Annotated in this window: 16 protein-coding genes and 1 pseudogene; 16 read left to right on the top strand and 1 reads right to left on the bottom strand. The window is 33.0% G+C overall.

Annotated elements, in window-relative coordinates:
* Positions 1–6: 6 nt before the first annotated feature.
* The 16 genes and pseudogenes from JWYL7_RS05595 to JWYL7_RS05525 all read left to right on the top strand — a co-directional run bounded on the left by JWYL7_RS05595 (position 7) and on the right by JWYL7_RS05525 (position 13,515).
* Positions 7–327 carry a phage head closure protein gene (locus tag JWYL7_RS05595; RefSeq protein ID WP_149683754.1) on the top strand — a complete coding sequence of 107 codons (321 nt, stop codon included), beginning with the start codon at positions 7–9 and terminating at the stop codon, positions 325–327.
* The gene (locus tag JWYL7_RS05590) at positions 327–731 is read left to right on the top strand and encodes an HK97-gp10 family putative phage morphogenesis protein (RefSeq protein WP_066070157.1); all 405 of its coding nucleotides are present in this window, start codon (positions 327–329) and stop codon (positions 729–731) included. The genes JWYL7_RS05595 and JWYL7_RS05590 overlap by 1 nt, the downstream gene beginning before the upstream one ends.
* Positions 721–1,110, top strand: coding sequence for a DUF3168 domain-containing protein (locus JWYL7_RS05585; protein WP_066070152.1), 390 nt, complete (start codon positions 721–723; stop codon positions 1,108–1,110). Before JWYL7_RS05590 ends, JWYL7_RS05585 begins: the two co-directional genes overlap by 11 nt.
* A complete protein-coding gene (locus JWYL7_RS05580) occupies positions 1,103–1,480 on the top strand; it encodes a phage tail tube protein (RefSeq protein WP_066070149.1) in 378 nt (125 codons plus the stop codon). Before JWYL7_RS05585 ends, JWYL7_RS05580 begins: the two co-directional genes overlap by 8 nt.
* Positions 1,481–1,487: 7 nt before the next feature.
* Complete coding sequence (locus tag JWYL7_RS05575; RefSeq protein ID WP_066070146.1) at positions 1,488–1,790, top strand: hypothetical protein; 303 nt, start codon at positions 1,488–1,490, stop codon at positions 1,788–1,790.
* 38 nt (positions 1,791–1,828) lie between these two features.
* Positions 1,829–2,083, top strand: a complete 255-nt coding sequence (locus JWYL7_RS05570) for a hypothetical protein (RefSeq protein WP_066070142.1) — start codon at positions 1,829–1,831, stop codon at positions 2,081–2,083.
* 18 nt (positions 2,084–2,101) lie between these two features.
* A complete protein-coding gene (locus JWYL7_RS05565; RefSeq protein ID WP_066070139.1) occupies positions 2,102–3,913 on the top strand; it encodes a phage tail tape measure protein in 1,812 nt (603 codons plus the stop codon).
* A complete protein-coding gene (locus JWYL7_RS05560) occupies positions 3,907–4,602 on the top strand; it encodes a distal tail protein Dit (protein ID WP_066070136.1) in 696 nt (231 codons plus the stop codon). The genes JWYL7_RS05565 and JWYL7_RS05560 overlap by 7 nt, the downstream gene beginning before the upstream one ends.
* Positions 4,603–4,622: 20 nt before the next feature.
* On the top strand, positions 4,623–8,165 hold the full coding sequence (locus JWYL7_RS05555) for a phage tail spike protein (RefSeq protein WP_066070134.1): 3,543 nt from the start codon (positions 4,623–4,625) through the stop codon (positions 8,163–8,165).
* Positions 8,165–10,495: a DUF859 family phage minor structural protein gene (locus JWYL7_RS05550; protein WP_066070131.1), complete on the top strand. Its 2,331-nt coding sequence runs from the start codon at positions 8,165–8,167 to the stop codon at positions 10,493–10,495. The genes JWYL7_RS05555 and JWYL7_RS05550 overlap by 1 nt, the downstream gene beginning before the upstream one ends.
* Before the next feature lie 19 nt (positions 10,496–10,514).
* Entirely contained in the window at positions 10,515–10,937 is a 423-nt protein-coding gene (locus tag JWYL7_RS05545) for a phage holin family protein (protein ID WP_066070128.1), read from the top strand.
* Positions 10,934–11,626 (top strand): N-acetylmuramoyl-L-alanine amidase, encoded by a 693-nt coding sequence (locus JWYL7_RS05540; protein ID WP_331721908.1) that lies wholly within the window; start codon positions 10,934–10,936, stop codon positions 11,624–11,626. The genes JWYL7_RS05545 and JWYL7_RS05540 overlap by 4 nt, the downstream gene beginning before the upstream one ends.
* A gap of 262 nt (positions 11,627–11,888) precedes the next feature.
* Entirely contained in the window at positions 11,889–12,323 is a 435-nt protein-coding gene (locus JWYL7_RS05535) for a hypothetical protein (RefSeq protein WP_066070123.1), read from the top strand.
* A gap of 60 nt (positions 12,324–12,383) precedes the next feature.
* Complete coding sequence (locus JWYL7_RS05530) at positions 12,384–12,980, top strand: helix-turn-helix domain-containing protein (protein ID WP_066070120.1); 597 nt, start codon at positions 12,384–12,386, stop codon at positions 12,978–12,980.
* Between the two features lie 64 nt (positions 12,981–13,044).
* Positions 13,045–13,164, top strand: a pseudogene (locus JWYL7_RS10780) (ATP-binding protein); the annotation flags it as partial.
* Positions 13,156–13,515, top strand: a complete 360-nt coding sequence (locus JWYL7_RS05525) for a magnesium chelatase subunit ChlI family protein (RefSeq protein WP_331721909.1) — start codon at positions 13,156–13,158, stop codon at positions 13,513–13,515. The pseudogene JWYL7_RS10780 and the gene JWYL7_RS05525, both read left to right, overlap by 9 nt.
* A gap of 30 nt (positions 13,516–13,545) precedes the next feature.
* Here the strand turns inward: JWYL7_RS05525 and JWYL7_RS05520 are convergent, their stop codons facing one another.
* Positions 13,546–14,277 carry a hypothetical protein gene (locus JWYL7_RS05520; protein WP_066070114.1) on the bottom strand — a complete coding sequence of 244 codons (732 nt, stop codon included), beginning with the start codon at positions 14,275–14,277 and terminating at the stop codon, positions 13,546–13,548.
* Positions 14,278–14,432: the final 155 nt, after the last annotated feature.

The following is a 14,432-nucleotide window of genomic DNA, read 5'->3' as shown; positions in this document are numbered from 1 at the left end:
AGCCAAATGAATAAACGGATTAAGATAATGAAATTTAAAGGCATACCCGATGGAGCAGGTGGTTATTTTGATGATTGGAAAATAGAAGAAGGCTGGGAAGAAGTAGCAACAGTCTGGGCTGCTATAGAACCTCTAAGAGGTAGAGAATTTTTCCAAGCACAACAAGCGCAAGCAGAAGTAACGCATAAAGTGACAATCAGATATAGAAAAGATGTAGATAAATCTCAAATTATAAAGTACGCAGATCGAAGATTGGATATTGATTATATAATAAATATCGACGAAGAAAACAAATATTTAGAAATATTCTGCACGGAGAGAATATAATGAGTATTACTGTTGAAGTTAAAAATCTAGAAAAAACATTAAAAAAAATGGCTCTATATAGCAAAGAAAAAGAAATAGAAATAGATTCTATTGTCAAGAAAACAGCAAAGGGGATAGCTAGCAAAGCAAAAAGTCTAGTTCCAGTTAAAACAGGTAACCTTAAAAGTTCAATAAAGCCAAAGTATTTTAGAAAAAAAGGTCCTTCGGCTACAGTGTTTCCACGAGGAAAAAAGGGTGCTCATAGGCATTTGTTAGAATATGGAACAAAACAAAGAAGACATAAAAGCGGTAAAAGCACTGGGAGAGTGAATCCAAGACTTTTCATGACACCTGCACATAGAAGTTATGAAAATGTTTATCTTAGCGAGATTAAGAAAGTAGTTGATAAAATTGATGTTATATAATTTGCAAAGAAAAATATTTGAAATGCTTAACATTGAAGAAATAAAAAATATTGCAAATACTTACGATTACATTCCAGAAGATGCAAAACTCCCTTATATTGTAATTGGGGAAGACAGATCTATAGACTATAACACAAAAACAGCAAAAGGAAAAGAAATAACAACAACAATACATATCTGGTGTGATAAAAGAGGTAGTTTGCAAACTAAAAAACTATTAGGACTTATAGAAAAGGCATTAGTCAAGGATTTTCAAATAGAAAATTATATATATGAATACAAAACTACTGAATTTATGAGTGTAGAAAGAGAAACAATAGAACTTCTACACGGAACAATACAAATTATATATAGAGCGTGGGAGGTACAAAATGGCTAAAGGAATAGATTTTATAATCAAAATAGGATCAAAAGTTTTAGGCGGACAAAGAGGTGCGACTCTAAATAGAAGCGCATCAGTAATAGATACTACAACAAAATTAAGCGAAGGGTGGAAAGAAAATGAAGCATCACTCAAAGAATGGTCTATATCTGCAGATGGACTTCTAGTAGAAGATGATGCGGCTTATCTTGATCTTGAAACAGCATTTATACAAGGAGACACAGTTGAAGTTGAGATTTTAACTTCAACTGGCTCAAAATATAAAGGTACTTGTATAATAACTGATTTTCCTCTAGAAATGCCGTATGATGACAATGTTACTTATTCATTAACACTACAAGGAACAGGACCAATTGTAAAGGAGTAGAGATACTATGAAAAAATGTGTTGCAATAGAATTAGATAAAATGAGAAATTTGAGATTTGGAGTGAATGCATTTTGTCAAATTAGAGATATGTTAGGAAAGCCTTTAACAAGTCTGACTGAATATACAGAATTTAATGAATTAAGAGTTTTGTTTTATTGTGGTTTAATTTGGGAAGATAAAGAACTTACACTAGAAAAAACCGGCAACATAATGGATGAAGGAATAGAAAAACACGGACTAGACTATATAGTTGAGAAACTATCAGAAGCTATAGAACTAGCATTACCAAACAACTCAAAAAAAAAGTAAGTGATAATTACAACATAACAGAAACGGATATGCTTAAAATGGCTCTAAACTACTTAAGCATATCCGTTTTTGAATTTTACGATATGACTTATAGAGAAATACAATTAACACTTGAAGGAGCTATTGAACGTTTTGAAAATAACATTGAAGCATATGCCGTGGCCGCTCAAGTTGGATATGTAAATGCAAGAACAGGAAAAAAATATAAGGTATTCAAGAAAAGCAATGTAAATGAAATAGACTCAGATACTAAAAAAGAACATTTATCAGAACTGAAACAAATATTCGCTTAAGTTAAAGGAGGTGGAAAAATGAGTTTATTAGTAAAAATAGGTGCAGATCTTAGTTCGTTTGAAAAACAAATGAAAAAAGCTACTAGAGAAATAAGTTATATAGGGCAGACTTTACAGAACGCAGGAAAAACAATGACTACACGTCTAACTTTACCAATTCTAGGAGTAGGTGCCGCAGTGGTTAAGACAAGCGCTGATTTTGAAAGCAGTATGTCAAAAGTTCAAGCAATAACTGGTGCAACAGGACAAGACTTCAAACATCTTCAAGAAACTGCTAAAAAATTAGGAGCAACAACGATGTTTTCTGCTAAACAATCTGCTGAAGCAATGACATATTTAGGAATGGCTGGATATGATACTAATCAGATTATAGCAGCTATGCCGGGACTTCTTGATTTAGCAGCAGCAAGTGGAGCAGATTTAGCAACAACGGCAGATATTGTATCTGATGCAATGACAGCATTCGGAATGAGTGCCGACAAAACAAGTAAATTTGCTGATCTATTGGCAAGTGTATCGAGTAAAGCAAATACAAACGTAGAAATGTTAGGAGAATCATTTAAGTATGTAGCACCAGTTGCAGGTGCTTTAGGATACAAAGTTGAAGATGTATCCCTTGCGCTAGGTCTCATGGCAAATGCTGGTATAAAAGGATCGCAAGCAGGTACAACTTTAAGGAGTGCTATAACAAGATTAACAAAGCCGACTGCACAAGCTAGTAAATTAATGCATGAGCTTGGGCTAGAGATAACAGATGCAGAAGGTAATATGTTACCTTTTAGAGACATTATCGAACAACTAAGAGGAAAGTTTAGCAACTTAACAGCAGAACAACAAGCACAATACGCAGCAACAATCTTTGGGCAAGAAGCAATGTCGGGCATGTTGGCAATTATTAATGCTACGGATGAAGATTATAAGAAACTAATTCAAGCAACTTCAAATTACACAGGCGAAGCTAAAAAAATGGCCGATACAATGCAAAACAATCTTCAAGGGCAATTGACAAAGCTAAAAAGTGCGCTAGAAGGTATTGCAATACAGCTCGGCGAAACATTAATACCTATAATTTCTAAAGTAGTTGACAAGATAATCGTTTGGGTGGATTGGTTTGCGAATTTAGACGATAGCACAAAAGAGCTCATACTTAAAATAGCACTAGTAGTAGCAGCAATAGGACCTCTTTTAATCGTAGTAGGGAAAGCTATAACTTTATTTGGACAACTAAAAGCAGCAGCACTCATTTTAGGTCCGGTTATTGCAGGGATTTCAGCACCTGTCTCAATTACAATCGGAGTAATAGGAGGATTAATAGCAATCGGGGTAGCACTTTGGAAAAACTGGGATACTATAGTAGCTAAAGCAGCAGCTATGAAAGGTGCTGTGATAAGCGTTTGGAACGGAATGTATTCAGGAATTAAAAGCATTATAAATAAGATAATATCTGCAATGAACGGAATGATAAACGGGCTTAACAGAGTAAAATTTGACATCCCAAACTGGATACCTGGACTTGGTGGAAAATCTTTTGGATTAAATATTCCACGCATTCCTATGCTTGCTAAAGGAGGAAAAGCTATAGGTCCAACTCTTGCGATGATAGGAGAAGGAGCAGATGAGGAAGCAGTGTTACCGCTAAATAGAAAGATTTTCAGTGAAATAGCAAAAGGTATTAGCAGTCAAATCAAACAAGCGGATTCTAACTTATTACAAAGCCCAATCATAACTATTCAAAATATGACAGTCAGAAACGATAACGATATTGAACTAATCGCTAGAAAACTACATTCTATGAGCAATAATAGATTGAGGGGGGTTGGAGCTTGGTAGGATTTGTTTTTAACGGAGTACATTCAAGTTACTATAATATAACAGCACGTACAGATAACAGAAATTTAAAACCTTCCTTGAGAGTTTCTGAGGAAATTATTTTAGGTAAGGATGGAAGTTATAAGTTCGAAAACGGGTATAACGATAGAGTTATATCCGTTACCTGTTTTTTAAAACATAAAGATATCTATCAAAGGCGTGAAATTGGAAGGCATGTAGCAAAATGGTTGAGCGGAAAAGGAGAACTTAAATTTGATGATGAACCTAATAAGTTCTACAAAGCAAGAATAGATAAAGAAATAGATTTAACAATAGACGTTGCAATAGATATATTCACTGTCGATTTCGTTTGTGAGCCTTTTGCATATTCAGAATTTAAAATAGCTAACATCAGCGGAATAGGAAGTATACAAAACAACGGAACACAAGAAGTAGGATTTATAGCAGAGCTGAATTTAAGTCCAAGAACAACAATAAATGTAAATGGAAAATCATTCACTGTTACAAATATTGATCAAAAAACTTACGTAGATACAGATAAGATGATCTGTTATACGATAAACAATAATAAAAAAACAAACAAAATGTTAGATTTTATAGGAAATTTCCCAAAATTATCGCTCGGTAATAACCAGGTTACAGTTTCTGGGGGGGAAACTGTTATAAAGTACAGAGAAATGTACTTATAAGGATAAGAAGGTGATGCTAATTGAACTACGCAAAAATTTTCAATTCACAAGGAAAGACGTTAGTTATACTCGATAATTTTGTAACAGCAAAAATAAAAAAGCAAATCAACGGAGAATATATATTTGAATTTACTACTATACTTGAAGAACTTAAAACAGAATATATACATCACAATAACTACATAGAAGTTGATAATCAATTTTTTCAAATAGCAAAATACGAGAAAGAAAGAACTTCAGAAAACAAACTTTTTATACATGTTTTATGTGAACAAGTAAGCTACAAATTGATTGACTATATAGTGCCTCAATTTATATTTACAAATGCAACAGCACAAGCTTTAGTTACTGAACTACTGAAAGACACAGAGTTCAACTTAGTATGTACAGACGTAACGAAAAGAATAGATATTAATATAACAACAGAAAAAAACAAAAGAGAATTACTACATCATTTGGCTAAAAGATTTGACGCAGAAATTAATTATGATAAATACAATATATATTTTTTAAAGAAAATAGGCAGAAATGACGGACTTCAATTCAGACTCTCTAAAAATCTGAAAGGTATAAAAAAGCTAGTAGACAACATACAAAGAGATACACTAGGAAACCCGTATATTACTTACGAGGTAGATCTTTTAGATCTCAGCGAAATAGACGAATTTAAAGATATAGAAAAGTTTGAACTAGGTGACGAGATTAGAGTCATAGACGAAGACTTAGACATAGATGTCAACGCTAGAATCGTAGAAATTGAATATAACCCAATTCGAAGACGTAATACAAGAGTAGTTTTAAGCAACTTAATTCAGACATTCGCAGATCTGACTCACAAGATTAGAGAAGAAATAGAACAAAACAATTCAAAGTTACAAGTCGTTGAATCGAAAATCATAGCGAACGAAGGCATAATTGAAAATCTAATAGCAACAAAAGCAGATATAGCTGACTTAAACACTGCGAGTGCTAGAATTGACAACTTGGAAGTAAACAAGGCAAATGTATCAGATTTAACTGCTGTTAATGCTCAAATTAATAATTTACAAGTAAACAAAGCAAATGTTGCAGACATACAAGCAACAAACGCAAGGATAGATAACTTAAGAGTAACAACTACTATGATAGACGATTTGGCAGTGACAACTGCAAAAATAGGGGATGGTCAAATAACAAGTGCGAAAATAGAAGATGGTAGTATTACCAACGCTAAAATAGCAAATAGTGCGATAACTAATGCAAAAATTGCAAACGCTACAATACAAGGTGCTAAAATAGCAAATGCTACAATTGATACAGCTAATATAAAAGATAGTGCAATTACAAATGCTAAAATAGCTAATGGGTCAATTGATACTGCAAAAATAGCAAATGCAAGTATAACAACTGCAAAAATAACTACGGGTGCAATTACAACTGCTTTAATAGAATCGGGTGCTGTAGGAACAGCTCAAATAGCCGACGGCTCAATAACAGACGCAAAAATTGTTAGTCTTACAGCAAACAAAATAACATCAGGTACAATAGATGCAAGTCGAGTAAATGTAATAAATTTAAAAGCCGACAATATAGTTGCGGGGGCTTTAACAATAGACGGAGATAATTTAATTCATAATACAAATTTTATAAACAATACTTCATACTGGACGATTAGCGCTAATAAGTGGGTTAGAGATACAAGTTTTTTATACGACAATACTGTAACAATGAAGTCGGAAGTTACAGGAGAAACTACAAATAAATGGTATGGATTATTTAGTGAATTTATACCTGCAACAGAAGGGCGAAGATTTGTAGCAAGTGTATATTCATATACAACTAATAAAAGCTCAATAGACGCTGGGGCAGCAGTTGAATTAGAATGGTATAATAATGATAATTCAAGAATTGCTAAAACTGGTGCATCAATATTACCTGCAAATAATAATGTTTGGCAAAGATTTCATGTGAGTGGTACAGCCCCTGCAGGAACAACAAAAGTAAGAGTAAGATTTCATTTAGTAAAAAATGGTATAATTTGGATAGCAAAGCCTATGTTACAGCGAGGTAGTATAGCAAGCGAATGGAAATTACACACAGACGAACAAATTTCAACAGGTGCTATTACAAGTGATAAAATAGCAGATAATTCTATAACAGAAAATAAAATACCTGCCGACACTATAAAAAATACACATATTTCAGCTAACGCTATAACAGGTGATAAAATTGTAGCAGGCACTATAACAGGTGGTAAAATAGCCTCAAATACAATCACTGCTAATAATATAGCCTCAAATACAATCACTGCAGGAAGCGCAATAATAGCTGATGGAGCTATTACAAACGCAAAAATAGCAAACTTGGACGCAGCTAAAATAACGTCGGGGTTCATTAGTGCTGATAGAATACAAGCAAGAAGTATATCAGTGGATAAACTATCAAGTAATGTTGGAAGCTCTCTTGATATTAGTTCAAACATAGCAATAACTCAAAGAGTAACTTCCGAAACTTTTAATGCTGGCATAGCTGAGGCTAAAGCTCATGCTGATGCAAGAGTTGATGGGATTGAGATTGGTGGGAGGAATTTATTAAGGAATAGTAATTTTCAAACTGGTGATTTAACACGTTGGGCAAATTGGGGTACTTGTCAAAGAGAAATTGTTGAAATTAACGGTAAATATTGGGTGCATCTTACTCAAAATGATACAGCAGATTGGAGAGGCATACAACAAACTGTAAGGTATTTTGAAAAAAATACTCCGTTTACAATATCATTTACAGCATTTAAAACAGATTTATATGAAGGTGGTGCAAGAGTTTTATTTCATCAAGTAGGAGCAGATGGAAATAATCCACAACCTAGATCTGAGTTTCCACTTACTAATGAGCCAAAACGATATACTTTCTCATTTACATCTACTGATTTGGATAAGGATAGTTTTAATGTAATGATAGGTGGAGAACCTCGTAAACCATTTGATATTTATATTACTGATATAAAATTTGAAAAAGGCAACAAAGCAACAGATTGGACTCCTGCTCCTGAAGATGTAGATGAAGAAATTCAAGCGGTAAGGACTTATACAGATACTCAGTTTAAAGATGCAATAGAGCACACAAACATAACAGCATCCGAGGTAGTTACTAATATGCAAAGTGAGATATCGCAAACCTCTGACGCTATAATTGGAACAGTAAGTTCTCAGTTAATAGATTTAAGAGATGACTTGACAACTGCGTACAGGTCTGAAATAAAATCAACTGCACAAAGTCTTAATTTAGAATTTAGTCAAATGACAGGGAAATTGAGCGACGTTGAGGGTGATTTGAGTAATGTAAAATCTTATTTTAATTTTAGTCAACAAGGACTTACAATAGGTAAATCAACAAGTCCGTTGCAAATAAGTATTTCAAATGAACAGATGAGTTTTTTAGATAACGGGCAAGTTGCTGCATATGTGAATGGGCAAAAAATGTATATCAAATCACTTCATGTGCTAAATTCAGCTGTGATAGGTTCTCACATTATAGAAAAATACAATGATGATATGACTTTCTTTAAATGGGTAGGTGGTAATTAATGTCAGTTTTAAGTGGAACGCTAACAAATAATTTCGGAACAGGCTACTCTATACAAATAGAGTGGTCTGCTAATCAAAATATAACAAATAACACTAGTACAATCACAGCTAACTTTTTCTTAATAAGTCGCGGGAGCAGTTATACGATAAACTCTAGTGTTGGAAAAACAGTAAGGATAACAATAGATGGTACCACTTATTCAACTAGTAGTGCAAATATCAGCTTGAGCGGTAATCAAAAAAAGTTGTTGTTTACTGCAAGTAGAACAATATCGCATAACGCAGACGGAACGAGAACTTTTGGTATAAGCGGTAATGTTGATTTGAATGTAACTTTATCGGGAACGTATTATGGAACAGTATCAATAGCAAATCAAAATTTTACCCTACAGCCGATACCGAGGGCGAGTACAATAACCACTTACAACAACTTCACAATAGGGGATAGTATTCCAATTTCGTTGAATAGACACTCAACATCATTCACACACACTTTGGAGTTTAAGGTTGGAAATACGACTATTGCAACAAGAACTGGGATTGGTGCTAGTACTACTGTAAATCTATCTACTGCCGAACAAGACGCTATTTATCGGTTAATACCAAACTCTACAACTGCAACCGTAACACTATTTGTTACAACGTTTAGCGGTAGTACTAAAATTGGGGATACAGTTTCACAAAGTAGGACCGCAACAGTGGCGAGTTCAATAGTACCGACGTTTAATACTATAACGCATAGTGAGAATGTAAGTGTTGTTGCAACTGAAATAGGTGGATATGTACAAAATTTATCAAGACTTAATTTAGCTATAACAGGTGCAACTGGTTCGAAATTTTCAACTATAACTAGTTATAGAATTACAGTCGATGGCGTGAGTTATAACAGTCAAACTGCTACGAGTAATATTATCACAAGTAGTGGTGCTGTTACGATAACAGGCACCGTTACAGATAGCAGGGGTAGAACCTCTACTAAAAGTGTAAGCATAAACGTATTACCTTATTCGACACCTTTTATACAAACGTTTAGCGTGCAGAGATGTAATGCTGACGGAACACCAAACCCGTTAGGTAACCACGCTTTGGTAACTAGGAGTGCAACTGTATCTTGGTTAAATAACAAAAACACATTAAATTACAGGATACTTTCTAGGCAGAGAGGGACCACAACTTGGAGTACAAGAGTAGACCAAACGATAACAACAGACCTGACTGGGACAAACATTTTAACTGGTTATGATATCGACAAAGCATATGATTTTAGACTTGAAATAATAGATAAATTCAATACAACAATATCATATGCTATTTTGTCGACTGGTGAAATGGCGTTGAGTATTAGCAAGACTGGAATTGGCGTGGGTAAAATATGGCAACAAGGCTCCTTGGATGTACAGGGAGAAAGTTATTTTAATGGTAATATTAATGTAAATGGTTCTATAAATAATGCGAATATAGACGCTAGTAGAATTACATCTGGCAGATTAAATATAAACAGAATACCGCTTGGGACTACCTCATCTACTGTTGCCGTCGGAAATCATACTCATAATTCTCTATTAAATGCAAACTTTGTTCAATCAACAGGACGTTCATCGTCTTGGGGGTCCACAAACGGAACTTCAACTGGTGCATTTAATGCAGTGATGGGAACTGGTGCTTCTGCAACTTGGTTACTATCGGGTACCAGTAACGGTGTTTTTAGGGCAGGTATTCAAGCATTGGACGCAGATGGAACATTAAGGTTCTATTCTGGGACAAATTATTTCGTATTTCATAATGGTGTTGTCAACTCACCGAACGGTTTTGCGTGGAATGGAGAGAGTTTGGATGATAGGTATTATAGAAATGGTGCTGGAAGTGCTAATTTGGCACTAGAAAGTACTGCCTTACGTACTAATGGGATTGTATCCAATAATGCTTCGAGTGGGCTTTATATTGGTGTGGCAGATACGGGTGAGGTAAGAGTAACTAATAGAAATGGTTGGAATGCGGGTGGTACTATAACATACAGACCTATAAGGGCATCGTCATTCCCGACGGGTTCGTCTATAAAGTGGAAAACGAACGTTGAAGAATTAGATATAGATACTGAAAAAATTGTAAAAGACGCTAAATTATTCAAGTATAATTTAAAAGATGAATTTGAAAATGGAATTGATAGAAAAAAATATGGTTTTGTAATAGAAAATGGTTGTCCCAAGGAAATCTTATTTGACGATGAAGCAATAGACACGTATAACACTGTCTCTATTTTGTGGAGTGCAGTGCAAAAGTTAATGGCGAGAGTAGAAGAGTTAGAAAACAAAATAAAAGAAACAGAGTAATAAATAAGGGAGGGTGCAAATGGATAAAAAAGACATAATCAATGCTATTACATCAGGAGTAGGAAGCATATTAACATACTTGATAGGGAGATGGGATACAACAGTACAAATATTAGCGATATTAATGATATGTGATTATGTTACGGGAATTATGAAAGCATACAGACAGCAAGAACTATCTAGTAGTATCGGCTTCAAAGGTCTTAATAAAAAAATAGCTATATTTATAGCACTTATATTAGCACATCAACTAGATCTTGTGTCTGGAATGGAAGTACCGCTTTTTAGAACAGCAACAACATATTTTTACATAAGTAACGAAGGAATAAGTATATGCGAAAACTTAGACTCATTAGGTTTGCCTTTGCCGGATTTTATTAGAAATACGTTGTTAAAAGTAAAAGAAAAAAACAATAAAATAAATAAGGAGGAGATATTGTGAAAATTTTCTTAGACGCAGGACATGGGGGAACCGATCCGGGTGCGACTTACAAAGGAAGGCTAGAAAAAAACGATGTATTACAAATTACAAGAGCAGTTGCTGAAGAGCTGAAAAGACATAACGTGCAAGTAATAGAAAGTAGAACAACAGATACTACTTTAACACTTGCACAAAGAACAGACCTAGCAAACAGAAGCAACTCAAATTACTTCATATCTATTCACAGAAATGCTTTTAAGCCTGAACAAGCACAGGGTGTAGAAACATTTGTATTCACAAATGCAAGTCAACAATCAAGACAATTGGCAAACAGAGTACAGGAGAAGTTAGTTGGAGTAGGATTTAGAAATAGAGGGATTAAAACAGCTAATTTTCATGTATTAAGACAAACAAAAATGCCTGCTGTTTTGATAGAAATTGGATTTATAGATAACTCTCAAGATAATAAGTTATTTGATACTAAAAAAGATGAAATAGTAAAAGCTATAACAACAGCTATATTAGAGCAGATAGGAGTTCAATATAGAGAGAAAACTGTACAAACACAGCAAGTACAACAAATAGATAATTCTAACATATTATACAGAGTTATGGCAGGTTCTTTCAGTAGTAGAGAAAACGCTGAAAGACAAGTTGATAGATTAAAACAAGCAGGATTTGAAGCAACTATAATGACTTTTGAGAGGTAGCATTTGGCTACCTCTTTTTTTATTCTTCGCAAGGAAGCCTTGCGATTAACCGTTGGAACAACGGGGATAGCCTACTAAATATTCGCTCGGTAGAGCGAAGTTCGTAGGAATCTCCCACTTCTAAGCGAAGCGAAAGTGGGAGTAGTTCAATGCAAAAAAAATAAAAAATTTTTTAAAAAAAGTATTGCATAAAAGTACGCTTTTAGCGTATAATATAATCAAGAAAACAAAAAAATAAAAAAAAAGAAAGGGGAAATCAAAAATGAAAGGAACAGCAAAACAAATAAAGTGGGCTGAAGATATTAAAAAGGAGATGGAGAAAATAATAAACAAATTAGAAGAAGTTAAAGAAGAAGTAATAGCAAAAAAGAATGCAGAAAATCCGGAAAAAGATTACACAAATAGTATAAACAAAAAAATAGAAAAAATAAAAAATTTACTTGAAAATGATGACTCAACTTTTTTTATAAACAATTTCAAAGAAATAACAGAAGCTGAAAAAGAGATTCAGAAAATCGAAAAAATATATGAAGAAAACAAAGAAAAAATCGAAAATGATTTTGAACTTTCGATTGAGTATAAATATAGAAAAAAAGAGATGATTTTAAAAAAATTAGAAGCGTTCAAACAAGGATGCTTTGACAACGGTATAGTTTTAGGTCAACTGTACAGTACACTAAAAGAAAAAGAAGTTTAAAAAAAAAAGAGTTTTGCAGTTCTCTTAAAAAACTGCAAAATAAAAAAAGGAGATGATTTTATGCTAAATAAAAAAGAAAAATTATTTAAAAATATAAAAGACATGAGATCAATAACAATAGTTGGTAAAAGTACGCAGGAGCTAAAAACTGCGTACTTCAGTAAAAATCCAAATGCTATATTAGAGATATTAGGAAAATATAATATAGATAATAAATTATACAGCTACAAAGATACTGCTATCTCTGTTTATTTTACAAGAGATCAACAAACAGTTTTTATATTTGTCAAAATAAAAGGAGGGATAATGAGATTTGGAGATGGTGAAGTTGTAGAAACACCGCATCTCCAAGATCCAGTAGAAGAAATCAAAAAAATAATAGATAATTTACTTGAAGAAGTATACGACTTCTATCAAGTAAGTATTCCTTTAGCATTTGCTGAAAAAATAGCAACAGGAGAAGGACTTAGTTTTAGTGATATGCTAATGCTAATTCCTTGTTCTCAAACCGATCTAAGTAAACAGATCGGAAGAGAAAAAACAACTATCAGCGATTACAAAGCTGGTAGAAAAAAACCGAGCATAGAAGTCTTCGCAAAACTGGTAGAACTTTATCCGTTCCTGCCATGGCGCAGTTATCTAAAATCATTAATATAAGAGCCTTTCGGCTCTTTTTTGTTTTTTAAAATAGTTGCACTGTTAAACACAGACTTGTCCATGTGGGTATTATAAGGATTTAACAAGAGAATGTAAATGCAAGACAAGTCAGGTACAAAGATACTTAAATAAAATATCAGGGCCAATGCTTGATAGGTTTGATATATTTATTGAAATGACACCTTTAGATTATGAAGACTTTGACAGTCAAACTAATATAGAATCATCTAGTGAAATAAAGAAAAGAGTAGATGCTGCAAGATATATACAAGGAGAAAGATATAAAAATAGCAATATAAAAACTAATAACCAACTCAGTACAAAAGATATAGACAAATATTGTTATCTTGATAAAACTTGCAAAGATTTTGCAAAACAGATTCTTCAAAAATACAAACTAAGCTCACGAAGTTATTACAAACTACTAAAAACTGCACGAACAATAGCAGACCTAGACAGTAGTGAGAATATAAATATAAATCATTTAGCTGAAGCCCTATCTTTCAGAAAAGCATACTTTACTTATTGGGGATAATTAAATCCCTTACTGATATTAGTAAGGGATTTAATACCGACTAATAAATCTAACCTCTTCTTTGTCGTTAATTAGTACAAATTCAATATCTTTAGTAATATAAGAAGCAGAACCTGGCTTTTCTATAATATTATCATTTATATCCCCTGAGAAAACAGCCTCAATCTTCTTTTTTTCTTTACCTTGTAAAACAAATATCTTATCAGATTTAAGATCCAATTCTTTAGCTACAAGCTCTTTTTCAACAATTAACTCTTCATAGTAATCAGGCATTATTATCTTAAGGTAGAACTGTTGTGGTATGTTGCTACAGTTTTCTAATTCTAATGTATAACGTATAAATTCACCACCATCACCTACTTGTATTTTTAATGTATTAGGCTCATTTCTATTGTAATATATTGAGTTTAGATCAGATGACATACTCTTAATAAGCTTAATACTAAAATTATTCAAAGGAATAGTAAGTTGAAGAATTAATATAAGAGCAATAATCTTTGAAGCATCCTTTTTAAATATCTTAGATTGTATTCCTGAAAGTCCTACAATAATCAATATTATGCACAAAATACCTCCATAATAAAAAGTTCCTCCCATAAAATCTGTTGGCTTAAATATTCTATTAATAAGAGGAGTTGGATCGTTATTAGTATTAAACATTAGAATAACTGCACTTATAATTAGCAAAATAGATAATGTATATCTATTTCTTTTTGATAAATTCATTCTAACACCAACCTTTCTTAATATAAGTATATTCATATACTTCAACACATTACATATAAATCCTCTAAAAGTTAAAGTATAGTTGAAAAAATGAAAAATTATTCTTTAAAAAGGATTTATATAGATTAATAAAGAATTGAGTAAATTTCATAATTTTAAACCATTGATTTTACTAAATTTTTTCTCAAAGC

The sequence above is a fragment of the Alkalithermobacter thermoalcaliphilus JW-YL-7 = DSM 7308 genome (genome assembly GCA_001584565.1).
GTDB classification, from domain to species: Bacteria; Bacillota; Clostridia; order Peptostreptococcales; family Peptostreptococcaceae; genus Alkalithermobacter; species Alkalithermobacter thermoalcaliphilus.
Note: the sequence above shows the minus strand (reverse complement) of the source record. Positions and strands in the feature narration are given on the sequence as shown.

Coding starts and splice junctions, on each gene's coding strand:
- JWYL7_RS05585 (WP_066070152.1), top strand. CDS start 721: ATGTTATATAATTTGCAAAGAAAAATATTTGAAATGCTTAACATTGAA.
- JWYL7_RS05590 (WP_066070157.1), top strand. CDS start 327: ATGAGTATTACTGTTGAAGTTAAAAATCTAGAAAAAACATTAAAAAAA.
- JWYL7_RS05580 (WP_066070149.1), top strand. CDS start 1,103: ATGGCTAAAGGAATAGATTTTATAATCAAAATAGGATCAAAAGTTTTA.
- JWYL7_RS05570 (WP_066070142.1), top strand. CDS start 1,829: ATGGCTCTAAACTACTTAAGCATATCCGTTTTTGAATTTTACGATATG.
- JWYL7_RS05575 (WP_066070146.1), top strand. CDS start 1,488: ATGAAAAAATGTGTTGCAATAGAATTAGATAAAATGAGAAATTTGAGA.
- JWYL7_RS05550 (WP_066070131.1), top strand. CDS start 8,165: ATGTCAGTTTTAAGTGGAACGCTAACAAATAATTTCGGAACAGGCTAC.
- JWYL7_RS05520 (WP_066070114.1), bottom strand. CDS start 14,277: ATGAATATACTTATATTAAGAAAGGTTGGTGTTAGAATGAATTTATCA.
- JWYL7_RS05525 (WP_331721909.1), top strand. CDS start 13,156: ATGACACCTTTAGATTATGAAGACTTTGACAGTCAAACTAATATAGAA.
- JWYL7_RS05545 (WP_066070128.1), top strand. CDS start 10,515: ATGGATAAAAAAGACATAATCAATGCTATTACATCAGGAGTAGGAAGC.
- JWYL7_RS05595 (WP_149683754.1), top strand. CDS start 7: ATGAATAAACGGATTAAGATAATGAAATTTAAAGGCATACCCGATGGA.
- JWYL7_RS05535 (WP_066070123.1), top strand. CDS start 11,889: ATGAAAGGAACAGCAAAACAAATAAAGTGGGCTGAAGATATTAAAAAG.
- JWYL7_RS05565 (WP_066070139.1), top strand. CDS start 2,102: ATGAGTTTATTAGTAAAAATAGGTGCAGATCTTAGTTCGTTTGAAAAA.
- JWYL7_RS05530 (WP_066070120.1), top strand. CDS start 12,384: ATGCTAAATAAAAAAGAAAAATTATTTAAAAATATAAAAGACATGAGA.